Source organism: Streptomyces sp. NPDC048483 (genome assembly GCF_040651455.1).
Classification (GTDB): Bacteria; Actinomycetota; Actinomycetes; order Streptomycetales; family Streptomycetaceae; genus Streptomyces.
Genome location: NZ_JBEZJZ010000002.1, coordinates 58,781 through 85,047 on the forward strand (window position 1 = coordinate 58,781; position 26,267 = coordinate 85,047).

The following is a 26,267-nucleotide window of genomic DNA, read 5'->3' on the forward strand; positions in this document are numbered from 1 at the left end:
CCGTCACAGGGCGTCGAGCGCGCTCACCTTCCAGCCCCCGGAGGTGTCCACGAGCGTCATCCGGACCCGGTTGAGGTCGAGGCGCGGCCCGGACACCTGAGTGCTGTTGGTGACCTGGTTCATGAAGATGAGGACGACGACCTTCTCCGGCGAGGCGGAGACCACCGATGCGGCGGAGGCTCCCCCGGCGGGGGGCTTCGCCACCGTGGCCGTGACGACGCCCTGGTACTTCTCGGCGGTGGGCGCCACCACCCTCGTGGTCGTCTTGCGGTACTTGCCCGCGAAGGAGCCGGTGAGGTGGGCGCGGGCCTTCGCGAAATCGCGATCGAGGTGGCGGTAGTCGTAGGAGAGGATCTCCGGCGCGGCCTTGCGCGCGACGGCCAGGGCCTCGGTGTGCGCCTCCTGCGTCCGCTGGTCCTCCCGGTACTCCCAGCCCAGCATGGCGGCGGCGACGAGGCCCGCCACGACGAGTGCGGCCAGCACGGCGGTCACCGCACCGGAGATCCGGCGGGCCGGCTTCGCGCTCTTCTCCGCTCCGGCCTCGCCACGGACGGCGCCCTTCGCCCGCTCCCGGGCCTCGGTGTCCGCCCCGGTCCCGGAACCGGACGCTTCGTCCACCACCGCGCTCTCCGTCGCCGCCTCCTCCTCGTCGAGGGACGACTCATGCGCTTTCTCGGCCCGCTTGGAGGCGGCGCGGGCGGCCGCCGCCACGGATCGCTGCCGGGCCGATGTGCCGGTGCCGGTACGGCCTCGTACGGTCGCCTTGGTCACGGTGTTTCTCCTTACTCGCCGGACGGCTGTGGGGGGGGTGCGGATCAGCCGACGGGTCAGCCGACGAACTCGACATTCGAGGTCAGCCACCGCCCGCCCTCGAGCACGAGGTCGAGTTGCAGCCGGTAGTTGCGGGCCTGGCCCTGGGGCGCGGCGACGTTGGTCACCCTGCTGTCGGCCACGACCAGGACCTGGGCGGACGTGTCGCCCGCCTTGGCGATACCGGCTTCGAGGGCATGTCCCTCAGAAACCGACTTGTTGTCCGCGACCAGCTTGGTGAGCTCCTTGGTCTGGGCGGTGAACTGCTCCTTGAAGTCACCGGTGGCGCCCTTCAGGACGTTCTTGCTGTCCCGGTCGTAGTGCCGGTAGTCGAGCGAGGTGAAATTCACCGCAGACTGCCGGGCCGCCGCCAGAATGTCCTGGTTACGTTGTTCCTCCCCGTGCTGCTGGTACAGCCGCACCCCGAAGAAGCCGGAGAGCACCACCAGCACGGCGAGGACGCCGGCGAGCACCACGGGGAGCACCCGGCTCTCCCGCGCCGCGCGCACGGCCTCGGTCGCAGGGCGCGGCGCGGACGCCGCCGTACGCTCCGCCAGGCGGCGGATCATGCCATAGGTCCGACGAGCAGCCATTGCCACGAGTCCTTTCCGAACGCACTCTGTTCTCCGCCCGTCGAGCCGATCTGGACGGTCCCCCCGCCCGGACCGGCGGCCTGCCCGGTCGCGGGATCGTACGGCGCGATGTACGACGCCGGATCGCCCCGGCCGCCCCGCACCTCGGAGCTTCCGGGCCGCGGAACGTTCTGCGCGCCGCGGACCGAGCTCTTGCTGCCCCGCGGGAGCGTGCAGCGCGCGGACGCGTTCGCGTGCACCTCGCGGGTGTCCTTCGGGTCGCGCCGCTGCGTCGATCCGTAGCCCTGCCGGCACGACGGGGGGTCATCGGAGTTGACCACCATGCCGAAGTGGCTGGTGCCGTCACCCGGCAGCACGGTGAAGCTGCCGGCCACGACGACCGGGAAGGTGACCAGCGTCTGCTCCACGTTGGGGAGCCGGGCCACGGAGACCTGTCCACCGCTGATCAGGTTCCCCAGCAGGACCGGCAGCGCCTTCCGGTTGGCTTTCAGCAGCGAGCCCATCTCGTGCGCCGCCGTCGAACCGCCGTCCACCAGCCGGCGGAGGTCGCGGTCGCTGTCCTTGATCTGGCCGGTGAGGTCCGCCAGGTCGCGGGAGAACGACTTGAAGGCCGAGCCCTTGTCGATCTGCGTCTTCAGGACGGTCTGCGAGTCGTCGATCAGCGAGATCGTCTGGGGCAGGCTGTCGCTCGCCGACTCCACGAGCCGGTTGCCCGAGTCGACCATCCGGGTCAGGTGCGGGGCCGTGCCGGTGAACGCCTGGCCCAACTCGTCGACGGTGGTCCGCAGGTCCTTCTTGTCCACGGAGCCGACGAGGCGGTCGAAGCTGCGGATCATCTCCGTGGTCGGCAGCGGCGTGCGGGTGTCCTTGGGGGAGATCGTGCTGCCCTCGTGCAGATACGGGCCGCCTGCGGCACGCGGCTGCAGATCGATGTACTGCTCGCCCACCGCCGACCGGTTCGCCACGACCGCGAGCGTGTCGGCAGGGATGCGTGAGCCGTCCTTGATACGCAGCTCCGCCGAAACGCGCGAGCCGACCAGGCGCAGATCGCCGACGCGGCCCACGGGCGCGCCGCGGTACGTGACCTCGGCGCCCGAGTAGATGCCGCCGGAGTCGGCGAACTGGGCCTGCACGGAGTACCCGCTGTCCGTCAGGCGGTCGCCCAGTCCCGCGTACTCGGCGCCGACGTACGACACGCCGATCGCGGTGACCGCGGAGAAGGCGAGCAGTTGGACCTTGACCGTACGAGTGATCATGGCTGCATCCCCTTCGTCAGGAGCTCCGCGAGGCCCAGGTCCACGCCGGCGCCGAAACCGGTCAAGCCGCTGCCCTGGTAGGCGGCGTAGTTGCTGGTGCACACCGGCGGGCAGAGCCCGCCGCCGGACGATCCCTTGTCCCCTCCCTGACCGTCCGCGCAGCCGCTGCCGGGCAGGCAGGGCCCCGAGGTCGGTGTCGCCGGACCACCGGGCAGGTCCGGCACGTCCGGGACCGGCACATCGGGCTTGCCGGGGAGCTTGGGCTTCGGCTTGTCCGGCGAGCCGGGCTTCTTGCCGCCGCCCTTGGAGAGATTGCCGTAGATGCTCTTGAGGTCGAGATCCGCGGTGATGTGCAGGTTGGTGTAGTCGCCCTTGATGGCGTCGACGGAGTTGCGCGGGAACGGATAGGTGGTCATCAGCTCCAGCGCGTTGGGCAGGTCGTTGCCCGCCCTGTTCAGCTGGGTGAGGATCGGCTGCAGGTGCTTGAGGTTGGCGATCGTGTCGTCCCGTGAGCCGTTGATCACCTTCGTGCCGACCGTGCCGAGGTCGGACAGGGAGCGCAGCATCCGCGTCAGGTCCTTGCGCTGGTCGGCCAGGACCTTCAGGGCCGGCGACATGGTGTCGACCGCCCGGCCGATCGTGGCCTTCTCCTGCGCGAGCCTCTTGGACAGCCTGTCGATGCCCTTCATGGCGCGGATGATCTCCGAGCGCTGGTCGTCCAGGCCGCCGAGGAAGGTGTCCAGCTCGGTCAGCAGGTTCTTCACCCGGTCCTCGCGGCCCGCCAGGGAGTGGTTCAGCTCCACGGTGATCGTGTGGAGCTGCGCCACACCGCCGCCGTTGAGCAGCGCCGACAGAGCTGACAGCACCTCCTCGATCTCCGCGTTCCGGTTGCTCCGGGACAGCGGGATCTTCGCGCCCTCGGTGAGCCTGCCGACGGGCTGTACGTCCACGGGCTTGGCGAGCGAGACGTACTTCTCACCGAGAATGCTGGTCTGGCGCAGCTCCGCGACGGCGTTGGCCGGCAGCTTCACCGCGTCGTCGACGCGCAGCCGTACGCGCGCCTGCCAGCCGTGCAGCTCCACCTTCTCCACGGCGCCCACGGTGACGTTGTTGACCTTGACCGCGGACTGCGGCACGAGGTCGAGAACGTCCCGGAACTCGACCGTCACGTGGTACGCGTCTCCGGCGGCGGCGCCGCCGGGCAGCGGGACGTCGTACAGGCCGTTGAACTCACAGCCGGTCAGCAGCAGCGCCCCGGCGGCCGCCCACGCGGCCGCTTTGCGCGGGGCGGTCATGCCTCGGCTCCCAGGATGCCGCCGAGCGTCTTGTCGGTCGTGGCGACACCGGACGCCGGGTGGGCCGCGCCGGTCAGGGGGTTGGCGGTCGGCAGCTCAGGGAGGTCGCCGAACAGCTTCCCCAGGTCGTGGCAGTCCGACTTCTCGCCCGCCGTCCTGAGCAGGGAGCACATCAGGCTGGCCGGATCCTGCGGTTGCTCGGCGTTGTTACGGGTGTCCAGCGTGCCCGATGCCGGGTTGTAGGCGTTCGCGAGGTTGCCGAGACCGGCGGGCGCGACGTCCATCAGCTCCTCCAGTGCGGCGCGCTGCTTGACCAGCACGCGGGTCACCTCGCTGAGACCCTTCACATTGCGGGTCAGCGCCTTCTTGTTGCCATGGACGAATCCGGACACGTCGTTGAGCGCGACGGACAGGTTCTTGAACGCCTCAGCCAGGTCCTTGCGCTCGCCGGAGAGCTGGTTCGCGGTCGTGGCCAGACTGTCGTTGAACGAACGGACGCTGTCGTCGTCCGCCGCCAGCGCGGCCGTGAACACCTGAAGGTTCTTCACCGTCCCGAACATGTCCTTGCGTCCGTCGGAGAGAGTGGTGAGGGCCCGCGAGACGTCCTTGATCGTCTGGTTCAGGTTCCCGCCGTTCCCCTTGAGGTTGTCCGCACTGACGCCGATGAGCCGGGACAGCGCTCCGTTCTTGTTGGCACCGTGCGGACCGAGCGCCTCCGATGTGGTGTGGAGGCTGTCGAAGATCCGGTCCAGCTCGACCGGTACGGCCGTCCGCTTCTCGGGGATGACCGCGCCGCTCTTCATGGCCGGGCCCCCGCGGTACACCGGCAGCATCTGGACGTAACGGTCGCTGACCACCGAGGCGTTGACGATCGCGGCCTTGGCGTCCGCGGGCACCTTGCGATCGGCCTCGTACTCCATCTCGACCCGCACCCTGCGGCCCTGGGGGGTGACGCTCTTGACCTCCCCGATCGGGATGCCGAGGACGCGGACGTCCGAACCGGGGTAGATGCCGACGGTCCGCGGGAAGTACGCGGTGACCTTGACGGGGTCCGGCTTCGGCCAGAACGCGACGGTCAGGCCGGCGACGAGCAGGCACAGGGCGGTGCCGAGCGCGACGACGCGGCGGGTGCGCCCCTGGGGGAGGCGGCCGGTGCGCCCCTGGGGGAGGCGGCGGGTGCGCCCCTGCGGCAGGAAGGTCCACCGGGGCCGCTGCAGGGACCCGCGCCGGGGCCGGTTCGGTGGCCGGTTCATCGGGACCCGCCCGGGGGTGTCTGTGCGGCCGGTGCGCCCCTTGGGGAGGCGGCCGGTGCGCCCCTGCGGCAGGAAGGTCCACCGGGGCCGCTGCAGGGACCCGCGCCGGGGCCGGTTCGGTGGCCGGTTCATCGGGACCCTCCCGGGGGTGTCTGGGGCGCGGACGAGCCGCCCCGCACGGTCGCGGGCGCGGCGACGAGGTTCTGGATGTAGGTGTCGAACCAGCGGCCGTTGCCCAGGGTGTTGGTGAAGACCCGGACGAAGGGCGCCAGCCCTTTGATGCTGCGGTCGAGGCTCTTCTCGTTGCGCTGCAGCATCCCGACGAAGGTGTTCAGGCGGTTCAGCGCGGGGCCGATCTGCTGGCGGTTGTCGTCGACGAGGCCGGAGAGCTGCACGCCGAGTTCGGAGGCGTTCACGAGCAGGTTGTGGATCGCCGTGCGCCGCTTGTTGATCTCCTCGAAGAGCGCGCTGCCGTCCTTCACCATCTTCATGAAGTCCTTCGACCGGTCGGAGAGCACACCGGTCACGCCGTTGGCGTGCGAGAGCAGCTCACGCAGCTCCTTGTCGCGCGAGGCCACGGTCCTGGAGAGCCGGGACAGCCCCTTGATGGACGCCTTGACCTCGGCGGGCGAGTCCTTGAAGGTCGTGGAGATCGTGTCCATGGCCTTCGCCAGGTTCTCGGTGTCGACCTTCTCGCTGGTCGTGGTCAGGTCGCTGAACGCCTCCACCACGTCGTACGCCGACACCGTCCGCTTCAGCGGGATCTCGCTCCCGGGCTCCAGCTGACCGGTGCCTTTGGGCTCCAGTGAGAGGTACTTGGCCCCCAGGATCGTCTTGACCCGGATGGACGCGCCGGTGTCGCTCCCGAACTTCGGCTCGTCCTTCACCCGGAAGGTGACCTTGACGTGGTCGCCGTCGAGGTCGACGTCGCCGACCTTGCCGACCTTGACCCCGGCGATGCGGACCTCGTCACCCGACTTCAGACCGCTCGCCTCGGAGAAGGCGGCGCTGTACTCCTCTCCGTTCCCGATCAGCGGAAGGCTCTCGATGTTGAACGCGCCGGCGATCAGCACCGCGATGGTGGTGAGGCCCACCGCTCCGATCGTGACGGGGTTGCGCTCGCGGAAGGGAATCATCGGCCGCACCTCGCCTGGGCGACGTGGAGGTCGGGCGTGTACGCCTTCGCCGTCTGCGGCAGCATGATCCGGCCGTCGAAGTCGCACAGGTAGAAGTTGAACCAGGAGCCGTACGAGCCGGTGGCGGTCAGCTTGTTGAGCTTGTGCGGCAGTCGCTTCAGGACGCCCTCCACGGTCTTCTCGTTCTTGTTCAGCGTCCCGGAGAGCTCCGACAGTCCCGCGATGTCGGACCGCAGTGCCGGACGGCCGTCCTGCAGCAGGCCGGAGGTGGCGCCCGCGAGGTCGCTGATGCCGGTGAGCGAGTCGCCGATCGCCACGCGGTCGGCGGACAGTCCGGAGACCACCCGCTGCAGCTGCTTGAGCAGGCCGGAGAAGCGCGTGCTGCGCTTGTCCAGCGTTCCCAGCACCTCGTTGAGGTTGTCGATCACGGAACCGATCAGCTCGTCGCGGTCGGCGAGCGTCGTGGTGAGCGAGGCGGTGTGCGCAAGCAGGCTGTTGACCGTGCCGCCCTCGCCCTGCAGGGTCTTGATGATCTCCGACGCGAGCTGGTTGACGTCCTTCGGGCTCAGCGCGGCGAAGAGCGGCTTGAAGCCGTTCAGCAGCGCGTTGAGGTCGAGGGCGGGCTGCGTACGGGAGAGCGGGATGCTGCTTCCGGGCTTGAGCCGGGTGCCGTCCCCGGCACCCTCGGTCAGCGCGATGTACCGCTGCCCGACGAGGTTCCGGAAACGGATGACGGCGCCCGTCGAGGTGAGCAACGGCCGGTCGTCGGTGACGCTGAAGGTGACCTCGGCGAGGGTCCGGTCCTTGATCTGGCCCCCCTGCTTGATTTCTATGTCCTCGACCTCACCGACGCGCAGGCCGGCCACCCGGATGTCGTCGCCCTCCTCCAGGCTGGTGACGTCGCTGAACACCGCCTTGTAGGTGTCCTTGGGGGTGAAGTTGACGTTGACGATCGTGGCCGCGAGCAGGGCTGTCGCGAGAAGGGTCACCACGGCAAAGATGCTGAACTTGACCAGTGGCGCGGCCGTTTCCATGGCTTTCATGCGACGCTCACCGCCGTTCCACGTGCCATCGGGCCGAAGAGCAAGGTCGTCACGGACGGCACCTCATCGGCGGGCACACCCATGACCGGGGCCACGAGCGAGCCGATGAGCCGCTGCTCGGCGGCCGTTGCCGTCACGCCGCTCTGTCCTCCGGATGCCGAGCCGCCGGAGCCCTTGGTGCCGTCGTCGAGCTTGATCGGCGGCTGGGGCCTGCCGGGGTGGGGAAGTCCGCGGCAGTTGGGACCGGAGCGGTCGGCGTAGCGCGGCTCCTCTCCGGGGCGGTAGGGCGACCGGGGCAGGACGGCCTCCAGGGTGATGTGCATCTTGCCGCCCTTGAAGATCTGCTCGGCCAGCGGTTCCTCCTTCGTCAGACCACTGAGGAGACAGGGGAATTCGGGCGAGTAGCGATCGAGCAGCGCGAGGGTGGGGCGGGAGACGCGGCCGAGAGTGATGAACCGCGCGGAGTTCTCGTCGAGGAAGTCCTTCGCGGTGTGCGCGAAAGTGGTGGTCCCGGTGAGGGTCGAGGCCATCTCGTCCTTCTTCTCGACGACAGTCAGGCTGGTGGTGATGCTGTTGTGCAGGATTCTCAGCAGGTCGGGGGCGGCGTCTCCGTAGAGCTCGACCGCGTCGGCCAGCCGCGAGATGTCGTTGCGCATCGCCGGCATGTGCGGGTTGAGGCGGTGGAGGTAGCGCTCGACGCGCTCGAAGTTCGCACCGATCTCGTCACCGCGGCCCTCGAATGCGGTGGCAACCGCGGACAGCGTGGCGTTCAGCTTGGCCGGCTGGACCGCACGGAGCAGCGGCAACAGGTCGTTCATCAGCTTCTGGAGCTCGATGCCGGCCTTCGTACGGTCCTGGGTGATCACGTCTCCGGCCCGGATGGGCCGCGCGGCGGACTTCTCCGGGATCACCAGGTCGATGTACTTCTCGCCGAACAGCGTCTTGGGCAGCAGCAGGGCGTGGACGTCGGCCGGGATGAGCGCCGCGTGCTCGGGGGAGAGCGCGATGTCGACCGTGGCCTTGTCGCCGTCGGCCCGCACATCGCGGACCTCGCCCACGTTGAGGCCGCGCAGCTTCACGTCGGCGGGCGGCTCCAGCTGGTTGCCGACAGTGTCCGCTTGCAGAGTGATCGCTACGACCGGTGTGAACACCTTCTGGTAGATCGCCACGGTAAGCGACAGCAGCAGGCCGATGACGACGACGAAGACGACGCCGTAAAGCCGCAGCCTGGATGGATTGGTTGTCGACATCGGCTACCCCGCGATCCGCACGGTCGTGGTGGCTCCCCAGATCGCCAGGCTGAGGAAGAAGTCAAGGATGTTGATGGCGACGATGGACGTCCGTACACCGCGGCCGACCGCCACGCCGACCCCCGCGGGGCCGCCCTTGGCGCAGTAGCCGTAGTAGCAGTGGACAAGGATGATCACGACGGCGAAGACGATCACCTTGCCGAACGACCAGAGCACGTCGATAGGTGGCAGGTACTGCTGGAAGTAGTGGTCGTACGTGCCGCTGGACTGCCCGTAGTAGCCGGTGGTGATCGTCCGGGCCGCGAAGTACGAGGACAGCAGACCGACCACGTAGAGCGGGATCACCGCGATGAACCCGGCGATCATCCGGGTCGTGACCAGGAACGGCAGCGAGGGGACGCCCATCACCTCAAGCGCGTCGATCTCCTCGCTGATCCGCATCGCGCCGAGCTGGGCGGTGAAACCGGCGCCGACCGTGGCGGAGAGTGCGAGCCCGGCGACCAGGGGCGCGATCTCACGGGTGTTGAAGTAGGCGGAGATGAACGCCACGAAGTTGGAGGTGCCGAGCTGGTTGAGCGCGGTGTATCCCTGGAGTCCGACCTCGGTGCCGGTGAAGAAGGAGAGGAAGGCGATGACACCGACGGTGCCGCCGACGACCGCCAACGCTCCGCGGCCGAAGCTCACTTCGGCCAGCAGGCGCAGGACCTCCTTCTTGTAACGGCGCAGCGTGCGGCCGGTCCAGGCGAGGGAGCGCCCGTAGAAGGACAGCTGGGTCCCGAGCTCCTCGAGGGAGCGGAGGGGGCCAGAGAGGAATCGTTCCGACAGCGCCATCACTAACCCCTCTGCGGAACGAGCTGGAAGTAGACCGCGGTCATCACGAAGTTGGTGACGAACAGCAGCATGAAGGTGATGACGACCGACTGGTTCACCGCGTCGCCGACTCCCTTCGGACCGCCCTTGGCGTTCAGGCCCTTGTACGAGGCGACGATCGCCGCGATGGCGCCGAAGATCAGCGCTTTCAGTTCGGCCCAATAGAGGTCGGGCAGCTGCGCGAGGGTGGTGAAGGAGGCCAGATACGCGCCCGGCGTCCCGTGCTGCATCACGACGTTGAAGAAGTAGCCGCCGCCCACGCCGACCACGGAGACCAGTCCGTTGAGGAGCATCGCCACGGCCATCGAGCCCAGCACACGAGGGACGACCAGCCGGTGGATCGGATCGATGCCGAGGACTTCCATGGCGTCGATCTCCTCGCGGATCTTGCGTGCGCCGAGGTCCGCGCAGATCGCGGAGCCGCCGGCTCCCGCGATGAGGAGGGCGGTCACGATCGGCGACGCCTCACGGAGGACCGCCAGGACCGACGCGGCTCCGGAGAAGGACTGTGCGCCCAGCTGCCGGGTCAGGCTTCCGATCTGGAGTGCGATGACAGCGCCGAACGGGATGGAGACCAGCGCGGTCGGCAGGATCGTGACGCTCGCAATGAACCAGGACTGCTGGATGAACTCCCGCAGCTGAAAGGGGCGGCGCGGCAGGGTGCGGAGAACGTCGAGAGCCAGCGAGAAGAGGCTGCCCGAATGTTTCAGCCCGGCCGTGGGCGAGAGGCTCATGCTCCGGTCCCCCCGCCGTCCGGGCCCACGGCCACGCGCAGCTTCCGCAGCCTCTGCATCTTCTCCTCGTGCTCGGCGATCTCCTCCCAGCGGGGCGGGCGGGTGATGCCGGGGCTGGGCAGCAGGCGCGGGATCGCGCCCCCGCCCGCTCCCTTGCCGCCCTTCGGGCCCCGGTGGTTTCCGGCATGGAGCTCGGCGAGCTCCTGCTTGACCTGGGCCGCGTCCTTCTCCTCGGCCATGCCGATCGGACCCTGCATGCGTCCGTTGAGGAACTGGCCCACGACCGGCTCCCCACTGGTGAGCAGGTCTTCGCGGGGGCCGAACATCACCAGCTCGCGGCGGAAGAGCAGGCCGATGTTGTCCGGCACCTGGCGGGCCGAGGCGATGTCGTGGGTGACGATCAGGAAGGTGGCGTCGATCTGCGCGTTCAGGTCGACGATCAGCTGGTTGAGGTACGCCACACGCACCGGGTCGAGCCCGGAGTCGGGCTCGTCGAAGAGGATGATCTCCGGGTCGAGCACCAGCGCCCGCGCCAGACCCGCTCGCTTGCGCATACCGCCCGATATCTCGCCGGGCAGCTTCTCCTCGGCTCCGATCAGGCCGACCATGTCCATTTTTTCCAGGACGATCCGCTTGATCTCGCTCTCGGACTTGCGCGTGTGCTCACGCAGCGGGAAGGCGATGTTGTCGTAGAGGTCCATCGAGCCGAACAGCGCACCGTCCTGGAAGAGGACGCCGAACAACTTGCGCACCTCGTACAGGTCGTGCTCGCGGAGCCGGGTGACGTCCTTCCCCGCGATCGTGATCGATCCTCTGTCCGGCTTCAGCAAGCCGACGAGCGTCTTCAAGAACACAGACTTGCCGGTGCCCGAAGGGCCCAGCATGACCGATATCTCCCCAGCGGGCAGAGTCAGCGATACGTCCTGCCAAATAACCTGGTGACCGAAGGATTTGGTCAACCCTTCCACGCAGATCTCGACACCCATCCGGCCCGCCCTTCAACCCTGAAGTAGCTCTGTCATCAGCTCTACGGGGGAGGGCGGGGCGTCCGTCGCTCGTCCGCCAAGATTTTTTTACCGGGCCGCAATCCTGTGTCGACCAGGGGTGAACATCACTGTGCGCGGGGCGCGCGCGGCAGTTCGCCGACGGTGCTCGGGGTGGCCACCGGTGCGTCGTCCTCGGCATCCTCGGCAGAATTTCCCGGGACGGACGGAGCGGCCGGAGCGGACGGAGCGGCCGGAGCGGACGGAGCGGCCGGAGCAATCAGGGGCGCCGAAGAAGCGGAGGAAGGAGCGGGCACCGCCGGGGCTTCCGGAACATCGGGCGCGTCCGGAACATCCTTAACGTCGGGTACGGACAGCATGCGATGAACGGACGGGATGGCCGGAACGGCCGATTCCGTCAGCAGCGGCAGCGGGAGCGACACGTCGGGCAGCAGCAGACCGTCGCCGGCGAGCGGCCCGGCCGGTCCCCACGCGGCCGGACCGCGGGACTCCGATCCGGCCATGAGGCCGGGCACGTCGGTCCGGTGGTGGCCCTCCTCCGCCGTGGCCGAGTCGGCCACGGTCTGGGAGGAAGCTGGCGGACGAACCCCGTCCTCCTCCATCTCCCTATGTATGGAGGGAAGCGCGAACCCCAAGGCTGCGAGCGTCGCCGCGGTGGACGCCACCGTCGCCACCTGCGCACCGCTGCCCAGCCGGGGCCGGCCGCGCCAGCACATCCAGAAGCCGGTGGCGAGCGTCGCGGCGAGCGAGTTGCGCAACGTACGACGGGCCCTGGCGAGCAGCGACTCGACCGTCCGGTAGCTCAGCCCCATCTTCCGGGCGACCTGGCCGACGTCCAGGTCCTCCGACTTGAGCCAGAGCGCCTCCGCCTGCCGTGCGGGCAGTTCGCCGCTCCGGTTCGCCAGCCACTTGGCCTCGGCGCGATCGCACACCACTTCGTCGACGGGGGCGATGGGGTGCGGGGTCAGCGTCGAGCGGGTGCCGACCTCGGCTTCACGTTTGACCTGGCGGTACCGGTCGACACACAGACGCATGGTCACGGTCGTGAGCCACGCCCCGAGCCGCTCGTCCTCGACGTGCGGATTCTCCAGGGCGCGCACCATCGCCTCGTGTACGGCGTCCTCCGCGTCCTCGACGCTCATGGACCGCCTGCGCGCGACCCTCAGTAGATGCTCGCGATGGCTCCACATACGCTGCCAGCGCTCGTCCGAGCAGCCATGCGATCGCCCCGAATGTACGGACTGCGGTTCAGTCGCCATCAGGCCTCCTCGCACCGTTTCGAAAGACTGGCCCCTCGGAAGAGCCGTCCATACCACCCGGTCGGTGGCGGCCGACATTACCGGCAGGTACACCGTGGCGGGAGGGGGGACCGTGGCCGAATGAGTCCGAAGTCAGTCACGATTCAGTCGCGTTTCGATCCACTCAGTAGCGTTACGATCCACGAATCCAGATACCGGGATCGCTCCGCCTCGCCCGCGAGGGCGTCCGGCACCGAGTGGTTCAGCCGCATATGCTCCAGATGGCCGGTATACGCCGGCAGGGCGCCCTCACGCCCGGGATTGCACGGCACGGCAGAGCATTTCCAGGTGCCGGGCACGCAGCGCCTTCAGCCGGGCCAGCTCGGCCTTGACGACGGCCATCCGGTACCGGAACGGGCGCCGGCCGCACGGGAGTGGATCGAGTGCCGCGTCCGCGAGCTGCCCGAGGGCTTCCGACGGGACGTGCGGGCCTGGCTGCTCTGGCTCCGTCACCGGCGCGACCACCACCGACTGGCTCCCCTGTGGGAGTTGCTCGCGCTGCCCCGCTCGGCAGCCATGTGCACCGGTTGTGCACCGCCCTCAGTCGATCAATGCCGTTTGCACTGCTCAGGCACGTTTCCGACCTGTACTTCGACATCTAAGATCGCCGCAGGCCGGAGCGGTTTCCGCCCGCCTGGGCCGTCTGTGGGCCGTCGGCCGTGCTCTTCCCGCTTCGGAAGGCACGGCCGACGGCCTTTTCCGTGGTGCGGCTCGGGCTGCCGCACTGCCGCAAGGACGCGCAGGGTCAGCGGGCGTCCCGCTGGTCAGAGGCCGGGACGACCGGCCCGGCGAGCTGGGGGCTCGCCGGGCCGCCGGTGGACCTGACCAGCAGAGCCGCGACCAGACCCGCGAGCAGCGTGATACCGACCGACCACCACAGGGCGTTGGTCCAGCCGTCCAGCGCTGCTTTGTTGACCACATGCGCCAGATGCGGCGGAAGCCCTTGCCCGCTGATGATCTGGCCGCTCCGGGCCGCTTCGACGAAGGCCGGTGGCAGCTCGGGGGCATCCTCCAGTCCGGCGGCGACGGCCGAGGCGAGGGCGCTGCCGAACAGCACCGTGCCGAGCGCCCCGCCCACCTGGTCGGCCGTGCCGGTCACTGCCGCGCCGCCGCCGGAGTCCGGCGCGGCGATGCCGGCCGTCGCGAGGGAGAAGAGCGGCATCAGGGCCGTGCCGAGGCCGAAGCCGGCGAGGAGCATGCCGGGCAGGGCCAGTGCGACGTACTCGCTGTCGGGCTCGAGGAAGGTCAGCAGCAGCAGGCCGAGCGCGGTGAGCAGCAGGCCCGGCACGATCAGGTTGCGCGGTGCCACGCGGTGCAGCAGGCGGGCGGAGACCTGGGTGGAGCCGATGACGATCGCGGCGACCGTGGGCAGCATGGCCGTGGTGGTGGCGAGCGGGGTGTAGCCGCGGATGTTCTCCAGGTACGCCATCAGGGTCGGGAAGAGGGCGAACGCGCCCACGCCGGCCAGGAACAGGGCGAGCAAGGAGCCGAGGCGGTTGCGGTCCCTGATGATGTACGGCGGCAGGAGCGGGTCGGCTGTCCTGGTCTGCCACCCCACGAAAGCCAGGAGAAGGACGACGCCGACCGCGAACAGGGCCAGTACCAGGAGGTCGGTCCAGCCGCGCGGGCCCGTCTGCTGCAAGCCGTGGAAGAGGGCGGCGATCCCGCCGGAGCCGAGCAGCAGGCCCACCGCGTCGAGGCGGCGGCCGGTGCGGACCGGGCGGTCGTGCACCAGGGTGGCCGCACCGATCACGGCGATCACGGCAAGGAGGACGTCAACGTACAGGCACGTGCGCCAGCCCAGGTGGTCCAGCAGCCATCCGCCGGTGAGCAGGCCCACCGTCGAGCCGCCGGCGGCGATCGCAGCGTAGACCCCGAACGCCCTGCCGCGTGCCTTCGGTTCGGTGAAGTTGACCGACACCAGGGCCAGTGCGGCCGGCGACAGCAGTGCGGCGAAGACGCCCTGCAGGGCGCGGGCCACGACGAGCGCGCCGGAGGTGGGGGCCGAGCCGCCGACCGCGGCGGCCACCGCGAAGCCGGCAAGGCCGATGATCAACATCCGTTTGCGGCCCATCAGGTCCGCGAGATGGCCGCCGAGCAGCAGCAGCCCGCCAAAGGCCAGTTCGTACGCGGTGAACATCAGGTTCAAGTCGTCGGCGGGCATGTGCAGATCGACCATGATGGACGGCAACGCCATGTGCAGGGACGTCGCGTCGATCAGCACGAACAGCTGCACAAGAGCGACCACCGCCAGGCCCCACCAGCGCCTGGGGTGCGGGGGCGGAGCGTCCTGGAGGTGGGGCGGGGAAGGGGGTGTGGGCCAGGCGTGGGGGGTCACGCCCGGAGGTGGTCCGAACCCCGGTGGGGGGTCGAGGTGCGCCGGGGCCGTGGGCGCGTAGGCAGGCGGCGAGGGTGGCGGCGGCTGCGGCGGCCCGGACGGGATGCGCGGGCCGGCAAGGGGTACCGGCGCCTCGGCGGGCGCGGCACCGGGCGTGCCGACGACCGTCTCAGGTGCGTAGTCCAGCAACTTTGCCGCATGACGGCCGAGTTGGGCCAGCACCGCGCCCGGCAGCCACTCCCCGCCCGTGTCCGCCTCCGTGCGGCCCGCGACCTGCTGGAGGGTGGGCCGCCGGGCCGGGTCCTTGTCGAGACACTCGCGTACGAGATCGAGCAGCGGCTCCGGCACGCCGGCCAGGTCCGCCTCCTCCTCGGCGACCCGGAAGAGGTGGGCGTTCAGCCCGGTCTCGGTGGCGCCGAAGAGCAGGCGTCCGGTGGCGGCGTAGACGAGGACGGCGCCCAGGCAGAACACGTCGCTGGCGGGGGTGAGTTCGAGGCCGCGTACCTGCTCGGGCGACATGAAGCCGGGAGAGCCGATCAGCATGCCGGTGCGGGTGTGCAGGCTGTCCCCCGCGAGGGTGTCCATGGCCCGCGCGATACCGAAGTCGATCACGCGCGGCCCGTCCACCGTCACCAGCACATTGGACGGCTTGAGGTCCCGGTGGATCAGGCCCGCCTCGTGCACCGCCTGCAGGGCGAGGGCGAGGCGGTTGGCCAGCACCGTCACGGAGTTCTCGGGCAGCGGCCCGAAGTCGTTCGCCACCACGGTGGTCAGGTCGGGCCCCGGGATGTACTGGGTCGCCACCCAGGGCACCGCGGCCTCGGTGTCGGCGTCGAGCACGTCCGCCGTCCAGGAGCCGCCCACCCGCCGGGCGGCCGCCACCTCACGGGCGAAGCGCCTGCGGAACTCCGGGTGCTGGGCGTACTCGTCCTGGACGACCTTGACCGCGACGGTCCGCCCGGCCTCGGAACGGCCGAGATAGACCAGGCCCATACCGCCGGCGCCCAGGCGGGCGATCAGGCGGTACGGGCCTATGTGCGTCGGGTCTGAGGGGATCAACTGGTCCACGCTGGCAAGGTAATCCACGGTGCGGTTCCCGGTACGGGATTCCGCACTTCCCCTGCTTCCCTTCCTCGAGGGCCGCCCGTTGTACGTCCCTTTGGGGCGAGTCACGCCCAGGCGGCGGCTGTCCGGGCGCCGCTGTGTCCGCTGTGTCCGCTGTGTCCGCGCGTACGGCGCCGCAGAGCTGACCCCCGTACAGCTGCTGCGGCGCCGCGTCTTTCGCTACTGCGTTGCCGGGATGTGCTGCGTCACGCAGTGCACGCCGCCACCGCCCCAGGCGAGGGTGCGGGCGAGCTTGCCCACGACCTGCTTGCCGGGGAACAGCGTTTGGAACTGGGCGAGGGCGAGGGCGTCCGTCGGCTCACCGGCGGTGGGGACGACCACGTTGCCGCTGGTCTCGTAGTAGTTGGTGTAGCTGAACGTCTTCACCTGCAGCCCGTGGTGGGTGAACTGCGGCTGGTGGTGCATCTCCACGATCTGGAAGCTGCGGCCGCGGGCGTCGGTGCTGTTCTGGAGAACGGTGCGGTTGGCTTCCATCCGGTCGTGGTTCGGGTTGCCGGTGTCGGGCTGGGTGTGGAGCAGGAGCTTGGCGGGGCCGAGGTAGGCGGCGATCAGATCGACGTGCCCGTTGGTGATGTCGTCGAAGGCGAGACCGTAGGGCAGCCAGATGACCTTGGTGGCGCCGTAGGCCGCGAGCAGGGTGCTCTCGATCTGGGCCTTGGTCATGCTGGGGTTGCGGTTGGGGTTGAGCAGGCATTCCTCGGTGGTGATGAGCGTGCCGTCGCCGTCGGTGATGACGGATCCGCCCTCGAGGATCATCGAGACGTCCTGGCGGGGGACGTTCAGGTACTGACAGACGCCGACCGGCAGGAAGTCGTCCTTGTCGAAGGGGTACTTGTTGCCCCATCCGTTGAAGCCGAAGTCGAGACCGAGCTTCGCGTTCTTCGGCTGGTTGAGGGCGAAGATCGGTCCGGTGTCGCGGGCCCAGCAGTCGTTGATCGGGTACTCGGTGACGGTGACCGTGCTGCCGCACTGCGCGCGTGCCGCGGCGGCCTGGCCCGGTTCGGCGAACATGGTGACCGGCTCGAACTGGGCGATGGCCGTGGCGATGCCGGCGATCTCGGCCTGGACGTCGTTCAGCAGCGCTCCCCAGCCGACGTTGCGGTCCCAGGGCCAGGCCATGACGCAGCCGGAGTGTGCCTCCCACTCGGCGGGAGCGGTGTAGTTCTCACCGTTGTACGTGGCGGCGACGGCGCGGCCGCTGAAGGCGGTGGCCGCGGCGGCGGTCATGGCTGCTGCGCCGAGGAAACCGCGGCGGGACATTCGTGGCACGTTCATGACATCACTCCTGGACAAAGGGCAGACGGTCGCGTCTACACGGATGAGGGGAGGACTCGAGAGCCGCCCGGCGGGACCGGCCGACGGAGCGGCTCTCGAGGTTCGGGGGCGCGCTACTGGGCGCGCGGGATGTGCTGGGTGACGCAGTGGACGCCGCCGCCGTTCCTGGCGAGCACGCGGGCCGGGGTTCCCACGATGTCCTTTTCGGGGAAGAGGTCGCGGAACTGGGCGAGGGCCAGGTCGTCCTCCGGCGCGTCCGCCGTGGGGACGACGACGTTGCCGCTGGTCTCGTAGTAGTTGGTGTAGCTGAACGTCCGCACCGGTTCCCCGTCGACCTCGAAGTGCGGCTGGTGGTGCAGCTCCACGATCTCGAAGCGGCGGCCGCGGGCGTCGGTGGTGGCTTCGAGGACCGCCCTGTTGGCCTCCATGCGGGCGTGGTTGGGGCCGGCCGCGTCGGGCTGGGTGTGGAGGAGGACCTTGGCCGGGCCGAGGTAGGCGGCGACCAGGTCGACATGGCCGTTGGTGACGTCGTCGCCGTCGAGGCCGTACGGAAGCCAGATCAGCTTGGTGGCCCCGTACGCGGCGAGCAGGGTGCTCTCGATCTGACTGCGGGTCATACCGGGGTTGCGGTTGGGGTGGAGCAGGCACTCCTCGGTGGTGATGAGCGTGCCCTCGCCGTCGGTGAGGACCGAGCCGCCTTCGAGGACCATGCCGACGGGCTCGCGCGGCACGTCCAGGTACGCGCAGGCGCCGACGGGCAGCAGGTTGTCCTTTTCGTGCGGGAACTGTCCGCCCCAGCCGTTGAAGGTGAAGTCGAGCCCGGTCACCGTGCTCCCGGTCGCGTCGAGGGCGAAGATCGGGGCGGTGTCGCGGGTCCAGCAGTCGTCGACCGGGTACTCGATGACGGTGACGCCGCTGCCGCATGCACTGCGGGCCTCTTCGGCGGTGCCGGGCTCGGCGACGATGGTGACGGGCTCGCAGCGGGAGATCGTTCGGGCGATGGCGGCGATCTCGGCCTGGGCGGTGGTCAGCCGGTCACCCCAGCCGTCCTTGTCGTACGGCCAGGCCATCAGACAGCCGGCGTGCGGCTCCCACTCCGCGGGGGCGCGAAGCTGCGGCGACGGGCTGCTGGTGGGGGTGTTCATTGCGGAGGGCTCCTGGGTAACGGGGGCAATTGCTGAGGGACTTGGGGATGGGCAGATGGGGGGATGGGAGGGATGGGGGACTGAGGGGAGCGGAGGCCTTTGGGGTCAGGAGGGCTCGGGGGTGAGGTTGTCCTTGTTGTTGTGCTGGGGATCGTGCTCGGTGTCGCGCTGGACGGCTCCCCCGGCGGCACGCGCGGCGTCGCGGATCTTGTCCTGTGGCCGCTTGACGGCCAGGTAGGCGAGACCGATGACGATGATCACGACGGTGCCGAGGAGGCCGGCCCAGACCTGGTACCAGGGGGCGCCGGGCGCGGCGAGGATCTCCCGCGGCCAGCAGACGTTGACGACCTCGAAGCCGGTCCACAGGACCGCCAGCACATTGAGGACGGTGCCCTTCGCGCCCTGCCTGATGTGACCGGACGGGACCCAGGTACCGCGTAGCCGGGCGATCAGCGCGGCCAGCGCGGTGAGGAAGAACGGCAGGAAGGTGGCCGCGGTCCCGAAGGCGATCAGGCTGCCGATGGCGGTGGCGTTCAGGCCGAGCAGCAGGGCGGCGCCGCTCACCACAGTGGAGGCGATCAGGCCGCCGATCGGGGCCTGGCGCTTGTTGACCTTCTTGACCTGCGCGGAGAACGGGAAGACGCCGTCCCGGGCGAGGGAGTACAGGCCGCGGGCGGCGCCGCCCTGGGAGGCCATCGCGCAGGCCAGGAAGCCGACGAGGACGACGGCGATGAAGGGCTTGTCCGACCAGGAGCCGAAGGAGGTGGTCACAGCGGTGGTCACCGGGTCGAGGTCCTCGCCCGCCACGACCTTCTCGGGGTGGGGGTGTGCGAGGGCGACCGCCATCGCATTGAGGATCACCACCGCGCCGACGCTGAGCAGCGACCACCACATGGCGCGCGGCACCTGGCGGCCGGCGTCCTTGGTCTCCTCGGAGGTGGAGACGCAGGCATCGAAGCCGATGAAGGCCCAGCCGGCTACGGCGACGGCGGCGAGGAAGGCCATCACGCCGGAGCCGCCGGAGAGCGCCTCGGCCCCCATGGTCCCGGTGAACAGGGCGAATCCGTGCTCGCGGAAGAACAGCAGCAGCGTCAGGCCAACCAGCACCGAGGCGATCGCCTCGGCGGCGATGCCCATCGACACGACCAGGCTGAGGACCTTGATGCCGTAGGCGTTGATCAGCATGCAGCCGATGAGGATGGCCATCGACATCGCCACCATCGCCCCCGGTGACGGCGTGACGCCGATCAGGGCGAAGACCCAGGGTGCGGCCAGATAGGCCACGGTGGTGTTGCCGAACATCACGGCGAACTGCCACACCCAGCCGCCCATCCAGCCGAAGGACGGCCCCAGCAGGCGGCGGCCCCACTGGTACGGGCCGCCGGCGACGGGCCACTGGGAGGTGAGCTCGGCGTAGACGTTGACCACCAGACACTGGCCGATCAGGACGAGCGGCAGCGCCCAGATCCAGGCGGGGCCCGCGACCGTCGTGCCGACCATGGCCACCGCGTACAGCGCCACCACCGGGGAGACGACGGCGAAGCCCATGGAGATGTTGCCCAGCACGCCGAGGCTGCGGCGCAGCTCCTGCCGGTAGCCCAGGTCCTCCAGGCGGGCGGCGTCGCTGTCCGGCGGGGATCCGGCAGAAGCTGCGGGAGTGGGATCAGTCATGAGCACCTTCGGGGGACGGGGGGACGTAGGGGCGCGCCCCGCGGGCCTAAATCTAACGTTGTTAGATATTTGGTTGCGGGGACCATAGCCCGGACCTGCCCGCCTGTGAACCCCCTGCCGCGGATAACCTGGCGGCGGGACCGAGGGGGAACACCACATGGGCCGACCGAGCCAGGCACTGCTGAGCCGCGAGATCATCGCTCGCGCCGCCCTCGACCTGCTCGACCAGGAGGGCCCGCAGGCGCTCAAGATGCGGACGCTCGCGGAGCGCCTCGGGGTGCGCGGAGCGTCGCTCTACCACCACGTCGCATCCAAGGAGGACGCGCTGGACGCGGCCTCACAGCTGATCAACGAAGAGATCGACCTGACCCCGCTGGAGGACCCGGACTGGCGGCAGGGCATCGCCGCCTACGCACGCGGCTACCGTCAGGTGTACCTGCGTCACCCGAACATGATCGCCCTGGTTGCGCGGCGCAGGGTGGAGGCCGACAAGGCGTTGCGCGGGTACGACACCCTGCTCGCCACCCTGGGCCGGGCCGGCTGCACACCGGAGCGGGCGGCCGAGGTGGCGGCGACCCTCGACTATCTGGTCCTCGGCTCCGCCCTGGAGACGTTCACCGCGGGCTTCGCGCGCTCACCCGAGGGTTACCGGCCGCTGTATCCGGCGCTCGCCGACTCCCTGGAGGCCGCGGCCGGGGCCGACGCGGGACTGGCGGCGCTGGATGACCGCGGGTTCGAGCTGGGGCTGGGGCTGGTACTCGACGGGCTCGCGGCGCAGCAGCGGCGGGGTGCCGGCGAGTCGTAGCCCCGTCACCACCATCCGGCGTCGACGGGGCTCGCAGCTTATGCCAGCAGTTCGCGGAGCTCGGCCACCGCCTCGCGGAGGCGGTCGGCGAAGGTGTGCATCTGGGCGGCGACCGGGAGCGGTGTGCTCAGGTAGACATTGAAGCGTTCGGGGAGCAGAACGTAGGCCACGCCGATACAGCGGCTGCTGGTGGAGCCGAAGCCGAAGTACTGGATGTGGGCGGACGGGGCGGAGCTGGTGCTCAGGTAGTCGTCGCGCATCGTCAGCCAGCCCGGGGTGCGGTAGAGGGCCGGTTGTTCGGTGACGCCCAGCTCCGTGCCCCGGCGGCGCTGGATGAGTTCCAGTTCCCAGAGGTGCTGTTCGGGGGCGTCGCCGGCCTGGCACTGCTTGGCGCGGGTGATGTGCGCCTCGGCGGCGGTGCGCAGGGCGGCGCGGCGGGTTCCCGCGTCGGTGGCCGGGTCCTCCATCGCGGCCACGAAATCGACGATCTCCGGGGTGACGACGCGCATCGCCTCGGTGCGACCACGGCGCCACTGGCGGGTGGCGATCGACTCGTAGGTCGCGCCCAGGTGCCCCTTGGCGCGCTGGTGGGCGAGTTGGTAGGCGAGCTGGACGAAAGCGTCCGGGGAGACGCCCAGCGCCTTGGCGGTGTTGGCGCCGAAGTCCTCGAAGGAGAGGGTGGTGGTGGCGGTGGCGGCGCCGTACCGGGCGAACGCGTCGGCGGCGGAGCATACGTGGGCCCGCAGGGCGTCGTCCAGGACGAAGGTGAGGGGCTCCAGCGCGGGCAGGCCCTGAGAGCGGGCCCCGGACCGGCGGGAGTGTTCCTCCGCCGGGGTGCCCAGCAAGGCGTCGACGAAGCTCAGGACGGTGGTGCCGTCCAGTTCGCAGTGTTCGACGTTGATGCCCGCGCGGCCGTCGGCGAAGACGACGAAGGACACGGCCTTGTCGAACCAGCGGTTGCCGCGGTCGCCGTAGAGGAGGTTGTCACAGGCCTCCTGGGTGTCCTTGGGTGCGAAGTCCTCCAGACAGACGCAGAACAGGGCGGTTTCGATGTCGTCCAGGGTGGTGGCGTTGCTGGGGTGGTGGGTGCGGAGGGACTCGCGGGCGGCCGCCCACTCCGCGCGGGCCATGGTGGTGAGGGGGCCGACGGAGGCTTCGGAGCCGGCCGGCTCGGTGCCGGCTTTGATGACGGCGCGCAGGCCCGCCTCCAGGTCGTCCAGGCTGTGCGGGACGCCGTCCGCGCCCAGGACGTCGAGTTTGTGCATGCCGCCGCGGAAGAACACCACGACGTGCCGGGCGTCGGACGGGCCCGGCCACTGCTCGGAGTAGGGGGCGCGGACGGTGTCCTGTACCGCCCCGGGAATCCGGGTGGTGGAGAAGAGATACGTGTTCTGCGCCATGGTCTGGGGCCGGCCGCGCTGCACGACAGGAGGGATCAGCTCCTGGTCGAGCTGCCGTTTGTAGTCGAGCGATCCGGCGATGAGGCCGGCCGCCCGCTCCACCTGCGGCCGGCCGGAGTCCTGGAAGAGGAAGAAGAAGTTGGCGTTGAGCGCGATCCGGTCCCGGCGGCCCAGGTAGCGGTACGGCCAGAAGGTGTCGAGCCAGCTGTGCACCCCTTCGGTGGCGTCGTACTCCGCCAGCGCCGCCTGCAGCGCCCGGCCGGGGCCGTCGGGCCGGAGGAAGGCGGCCACCTCCGCCTCGGTGGCCGCCCGCTCCTCGGCGGTCAGCAACGGCGCACACCAGGCGAGGAACCGCTCGCAGCTCTCCTCCAGCGTGGGCAGCGGCACACGCGGCAGAGTGTTCTCGTGCGCGAAGGTCGGGGTGGTGGCGGTGGTGGCGGTGTCTTGATGGTCGTTCAAGTCGGCTCTCTCTTCGGGTTGTCGGGCCCTGCGGGACCTCTGGGGATGTGTCGCGGCTGCGGGAGGTGCTGTGGCGAGCTGCGGGAGGTGCGTGCTGTCGTGGCCGGCTAGTCCAGCAGCTGGTCGCCCCGTACGGGTCGTCCCTCGGCCGCCAGGTGTTCGGGCAGTACGCGACCGAACAGCTGCCGGGTCCGGGCCACGCTCCCGACGACGCCCGGACGCTCGCTGTAGGCGAATATCGCCGAATGACGCGCGACCTCCCCTCCCACGGGGCTCACCCGGTGCAGCGAGTAGCGGCCCTTGAACAGCTGCAGGTCACCGGGTCGGAGCGGGAGTCGCCGGAGCAGCCGTTCGCCTCGGCCGGCCAGTACGTCCCGGACGTCGGCGAAGCTCTCGTCGTGTGCGGACCTGATGTGGGGGCAGTACTCGAAGACGCCGCCGGCCTGCGGCTCCTGGGTCAGCATGCTCACGGTGAACTCGTTGGTGTCGAAGTGCCAGGGGTGCTCCTTGCCCGGCTCGACGACGTTGAGGACCAGCCCGGAGAGCGGGTCGGCCAGCTCGCGCAGCTGCGGCAGTTCGAAGCAGCGGGCGATGAAGCGCTGGAACGCCTCGGCCGAATAGAGCTGACTGATGAGGGAGTTCGCGGGGATGCGGTCCCGTGCGACGAACGCGTTGCCGCGTTCGAAGGAGAGGCGGCTCGGGTGGTCCTGGGGCAGGGACTCGTCCACCGCGATGTTGTAGACGTTGACGGTCTCGACGTCGAAGTGCGCCCGCGGGGCGATTTCCGTGCACTCCTGCCGCAGGACATCGCGGAGCGAGGGGCGGATGAAGTCCGGGAGGACGGTGCAGCCGAGCGTGGACAGTTCCCGCCGAGCGCGGGCGACGACGGCCTGCCCCTCGGCGCCGTCGAGTTCCGCCAGGGGATACCGACCCGTGTCCACCACGTGATCAAGCGTCGGGACTTCCAGAGTGCTCATTCGATCCTCTCCACGTACCGGACTGGCCACCGGTAACTCCCGTACCGGGTAGCACAGTTGAAGCTGCCATAGCACTGCAGCGTTGTCTGTGATACGTCACACCCCCACGCGGCCGCATACTCGGGCCGAGCACCGACGGGCCCGGGACTGCCATGGAGACCCGGCAGTCCCATGAGCACTCCATGAGCACTCCCGTGTGATCTCAAACAGGCCGTCGCCAACCCGTTGGACTGAAGACCAGTGATCTTCGCCGGGGCGCCCGATCCGTCGCACCAGGGAGAGCAGACCCGCCTCAGCCGCAAGCGCCTCGAGACCTGCCCATGGCGGGGGCGGTCGGGGACCCCTGTCTGCGCACCGGCCCGTGACACCTCCGCGGCCGCGCCCGCCGCCCGGGGTGTGAGCTTCGTCGCGACCACCCGAAGACGTTATGCAACTTGTTGCATAACGGCCTCGGGTGGTCTAGAACCGTGCTGACGACCGCTGCGCAAGGAGGCGCCCGATGAGCCCGTACCCCCACCTGATGAGCCCCCTCGACCTCGGCTTCACCACACTCCCCAACCGGGTGCTGATGGGTTCGATGCACATCGGCCTGGAGGAGGCCGAGAACGGGTTCGCGCGGATGGCCGCCTTCTACGCCGCCCGGGCGCGGGGCGGCGTCGGCCTGATGGTGACCGGCGGCATCGCACCGAACGACGCGGGACGGCCGTACGAGGGCGGGGCCAAGCTCACCACCGAGGCGGAGGTGGCGCAGCACCGGACCGTGACCGATGCGGTGCATGACGCGGGCGGACGGATCGCGATGCAGATCCTGCACTTCGGGCGGTACGCGTACCACGCCGACCTGGTCGCCCCCAGCGCGATCCAGGCGCCGATCAGCCCCTTCACGCCGCATGCGCTCACCGACGACGAGGTCGAGCAGACCATCGAGGACTATGTGCGGGCGGCCGAGCTGGCCAGGTCTGCCGGGTACGACGGCGTGGAGATCATGGGCTCCGAGGGGTACCTGATCAATGAGTTCATCGCCGGGGCGACCAATCACCGTACGGACCGGTGGGGCGGCTCGTACGAGAACCGGGTGCGCTTTCCGCTGGAGATCGTGCGGCGTACCCGCGAGCGCGTCGGTGCGGACTTCATTGTGATCTACCGGCTGTCGATGCTGGACCTGGTGCCGGGCGGGTCGACGCTGGAGGAGGTCATCGCGCTCGCCAAGGAGATCGAGGCGGCGGGCGCGACGATCATCAACACCGGGATCGGGTGGCACGAGGCCCGGATTCCGACCATTGTGACGTCGGTGCCGCGCGGCGCGTACACCTGGGTGACGAAGCGGCTGATGGGGTCGGTCTCCGTGCCGCTGGTGACCAGCAACCGGATCAACACCCCTGAGGTGGCCGAGGAGTTGCTCGCCGACGGGCGCGCGGACATGGTGTCGCTGGCCCGGCCGTTCCTCGCCGACCCGGACTTCGTCGACAAGGCCAAGGAGGGCCGGGCCGAGGAGATCAACACCTGCATCGGGTGCAACCAGGCCTGCCTCGACCACACCTTCAGCGGGAAGATCACGTCGTGTCTGGTCAACCCGCGGGCCTGTCATGAGACCGAGCTGGTGCTGTCGCCGACGCGGCACCGGAAGCGGATCGGTGTGGTGGGCGCCGGGCCGGCCGGGCTGGCGTGTGCCGTCTCGGCCGCCGAACGGGGGCATGAGGTGACGCTGTTCGATGCGGCCGAGGAGATCGGCGGGCAGCTGAACATCGCCAAGCGGGTGCCGGGCAAGGAGGAGTTCGAGGAGACCCTGCGGTATTTCCGTACGCAGCTCGCGGTGCGCGGGGTCGAGGTGCGGCTGGGCGCCGCCGTGACGGCCGCCGATCTCGGTGCGTACGACGAGATCGTCGTCGCCACGGGGGTGGAGCCGCGCATTCCGGAGATCGAGGGGATCGATCATCCGAGTGTGGTCAGCTATCTCGACGTGCTGCGCGACGGCGCGGAGGTGGGCGACCGGGTCGCGATCATCGGTGCGGGCGGCATCGGCTTCGATGTCGCGGAGTTCCTGACCGATGCCGGGGACGGGGCGAGCCGGGACCCCGAGACGTACTTCCGCGCCTGGGGTGTGGACATGGCGTACGGCGAGCGCGGCGGACTGCGGGCGCCCGAGCGGCCCAAGGTCCCGCGCCAGGTGCATCTGCTCCAGCGCAAGGCGTCGAAGGTCGGCGCCGGGCTGGGCAAGACCACGGGCTGGATCCACCGTACGGAGCTCCGGCACCGCGGGGTGACGATGCTCGCGGGGGCGACGTACGAGCGGATCGACGATGACGGGCTGCATGTCACGGTCGACGGTACGGCCGCCACGCTCCCCGTGGACACGGTCGTGCTGTGCACGGGGCAGGAGCCGCGGCGGGATCTGTACGAGGAGCTGCGGGCCGAGGAGCGTGCGGTGCATCTGATCGGCGGGGCGGACGTCGCGGCCGAGCTGGATGCCAAGCGGGCCATTCAGCAGGGGACGGAGCTGGCGGCTGCCCTGTGACCTGGTCACCAGGGT

21 protein-coding genes are annotated in these 26,267 nt (G+C 69.9%); 2 read left to right on the forward strand and 19 right to left on the reverse strand.

From position 1 onward, the window contains the following. Positions 1 to 3: 3 nt before the first annotated feature. From AB0D04_RS01350 to AB0D04_RS01430, 17 genes are all read right to left on the reverse strand, one after another. Complete coding sequence (locus AB0D04_RS01350) at positions 4 to 771, reverse strand: hypothetical protein (RefSeq protein ID WP_362697853.1); 768 nt, start codon at positions 769 to 771, stop codon at positions 4 to 6. A gap of 56 nt (positions 772 to 827) precedes the next feature. Then, the gene (locus AB0D04_RS01355) at positions 828 to 1,403 is read right to left on the reverse strand and encodes a hypothetical protein (RefSeq protein WP_362697856.1); all 576 of its coding nucleotides are present in this window, start codon (positions 1,401 to 1,403) and stop codon (positions 828 to 830) included. Then, positions 1,376 to 2,659, reverse strand: a complete 1,284-nt coding sequence (locus tag AB0D04_RS01360) for an MlaD family protein (RefSeq protein ID WP_362697859.1) — start codon at positions 2,657 to 2,659, stop codon at positions 1,376 to 1,378. Before AB0D04_RS01360 ends, AB0D04_RS01355 begins: the two co-directional genes overlap by 28 nt. Next, entirely contained in the window at positions 2,656 to 3,954 is a 1,299-nt protein-coding gene (locus AB0D04_RS01365) for an MCE family protein (RefSeq protein ID WP_362697862.1), read from the reverse strand. The genes AB0D04_RS01360 and AB0D04_RS01365 overlap by 4 nt, the downstream gene beginning before the upstream one ends. Next, positions 3,951 to 5,339 carry an MCE family protein gene (locus tag AB0D04_RS01370; protein ID WP_362697864.1) on the reverse strand — a complete coding sequence of 463 codons (1,389 nt, stop codon included), beginning with the start codon at positions 5,337 to 5,339 and terminating at the stop codon, positions 3,951 to 3,953. The genes AB0D04_RS01365 and AB0D04_RS01370 overlap by 4 nt, the downstream gene beginning before the upstream one ends. Continuing rightward, entirely contained in the window at positions 5,336 to 6,343 is a 1,008-nt protein-coding gene (locus tag AB0D04_RS01375; RefSeq protein WP_362697867.1) for an MCE family protein, read from the reverse strand. Before AB0D04_RS01375 ends, AB0D04_RS01370 begins: the two co-directional genes overlap by 4 nt. Then, positions 6,340 to 7,386 carry an MlaD family protein gene (locus AB0D04_RS01380; RefSeq protein ID WP_362697870.1) on the reverse strand — a complete coding sequence of 349 codons (1,047 nt, stop codon included), beginning with the start codon at positions 7,384 to 7,386 and terminating at the stop codon, positions 6,340 to 6,342. The genes AB0D04_RS01375 and AB0D04_RS01380 overlap by 4 nt, the downstream gene beginning before the upstream one ends. Further along, the gene (locus AB0D04_RS01385; RefSeq protein ID WP_362697873.1) at positions 7,383 to 8,636 is read right to left on the reverse strand and encodes an MCE family protein; all 1,254 of its coding nucleotides are present in this window, start codon (positions 8,634 to 8,636) and stop codon (positions 7,383 to 7,385) included. Before AB0D04_RS01385 ends, AB0D04_RS01380 begins: the two co-directional genes overlap by 4 nt. 3 nt (positions 8,637 to 8,639) lie before the next feature. Continuing rightward, positions 8,640 to 9,467, reverse strand: a complete 828-nt coding sequence (locus tag AB0D04_RS01390) for an ABC transporter permease (protein ID WP_362697875.1) — start codon at positions 9,465 to 9,467, stop codon at positions 8,640 to 8,642. A 2-nt stretch (positions 9,468 to 9,469) separates the two neighbouring features. After that, a complete protein-coding gene (locus AB0D04_RS01395; RefSeq protein WP_362697877.1) occupies positions 9,470 to 10,240 on the reverse strand; it encodes an ABC transporter permease in 771 nt (256 codons plus the stop codon). Then, positions 10,237 to 11,226: an ABC transporter ATP-binding protein gene (locus tag AB0D04_RS01400; protein WP_362697880.1), complete on the reverse strand. Its 990-nt coding sequence runs from the start codon at positions 11,224 to 11,226 to the stop codon at positions 10,237 to 10,239. The genes AB0D04_RS01395 and AB0D04_RS01400 overlap by 4 nt, the downstream gene beginning before the upstream one ends. A 125-nt stretch (positions 11,227 to 11,351) precedes the next feature. After that, positions 11,352 to 12,503 carry a sigma-70 family RNA polymerase sigma factor gene (locus AB0D04_RS01405; protein WP_362697883.1) on the reverse strand — a complete coding sequence of 384 codons (1,152 nt, stop codon included), beginning with the start codon at positions 12,501 to 12,503 and terminating at the stop codon, positions 11,352 to 11,354. A gap of 288 nt (positions 12,504 to 12,791) precedes the next feature. After that, on the reverse strand, positions 12,792 to 12,995 hold the full coding sequence (locus AB0D04_RS01410; RefSeq protein WP_362697886.1) for a hypothetical protein: 204 nt from the start codon (positions 12,993 to 12,995) through the stop codon (positions 12,792 to 12,794). Positions 12,996 to 13,287: 292 nt separating this feature from the next. Beyond that, on the reverse strand, positions 13,288 to 15,948 hold the full coding sequence (locus tag AB0D04_RS01415; RefSeq protein ID WP_362697889.1) for an MFS transporter: 2,661 nt from the start codon (positions 15,946 to 15,948) through the stop codon (positions 13,288 to 13,290). Between the two features lie 216 nt (positions 15,949 to 16,164). Next, complete coding sequence (locus AB0D04_RS01420; protein ID WP_362697892.1) at positions 16,165 to 17,280, reverse strand: agmatine deiminase family protein; 1,116 nt, start codon at positions 17,278 to 17,280, stop codon at positions 16,165 to 16,167. Between the two features lie 113 nt (positions 17,281 to 17,393). Further along, on the reverse strand, positions 17,394 to 18,425 hold the full coding sequence (locus AB0D04_RS01425) for an agmatine deiminase family protein (protein ID WP_362697895.1): 1,032 nt from the start codon (positions 18,423 to 18,425) through the stop codon (positions 17,394 to 17,396). A gap of 105 nt (positions 18,426 to 18,530) precedes the next feature. Continuing rightward, complete coding sequence (locus AB0D04_RS01430) at positions 18,531 to 20,096, reverse strand: APC family permease (protein WP_362697898.1); 1,566 nt, start codon at positions 20,094 to 20,096, stop codon at positions 18,531 to 18,533. A gap of 157 nt (positions 20,097 to 20,253) precedes the next feature. On the opposite strand from AB0D04_RS01430, the gene AB0D04_RS01435 reads away from it, so the two are divergent. Continuing rightward, positions 20,254 to 20,901: a TetR/AcrR family transcriptional regulator C-terminal domain-containing protein gene (locus AB0D04_RS01435; protein ID WP_362697901.1), complete on the forward strand. Its 648-nt coding sequence runs from the start codon at positions 20,254 to 20,256 to the stop codon at positions 20,899 to 20,901. A 38-nt stretch (positions 20,902 to 20,939) separates the two neighbouring features. Here AB0D04_RS01435 and AB0D04_RS01440 read toward each other — a convergent pair whose 3' ends face one another. Next, positions 20,940 to 22,760 (reverse strand): choline/carnitine O-acyltransferase, encoded by a 1,821-nt coding sequence (locus tag AB0D04_RS01440; protein WP_362697904.1) that lies wholly within the window; start codon positions 22,758 to 22,760, stop codon positions 20,940 to 20,942. Between the two features lie 107 nt (positions 22,761 to 22,867). Then, complete coding sequence (locus AB0D04_RS01445) at positions 22,868 to 23,737, reverse strand: arpA protein (protein WP_362697907.1); 870 nt, start codon at positions 23,735 to 23,737, stop codon at positions 22,868 to 22,870. Between the two features lie 499 nt (positions 23,738 to 24,236). On the opposite strand from AB0D04_RS01445, the gene AB0D04_RS01450 reads away from it, so the two are divergent. Continuing rightward, positions 24,237 to 26,252 (forward strand): NADPH-dependent 2,4-dienoyl-CoA reductase, encoded by a 2,016-nt coding sequence (locus tag AB0D04_RS01450; RefSeq protein WP_362697909.1) that lies wholly within the window; start codon positions 24,237 to 24,239, stop codon positions 26,250 to 26,252. Positions 26,253 to 26,267: the final 15 nt, after the last annotated feature.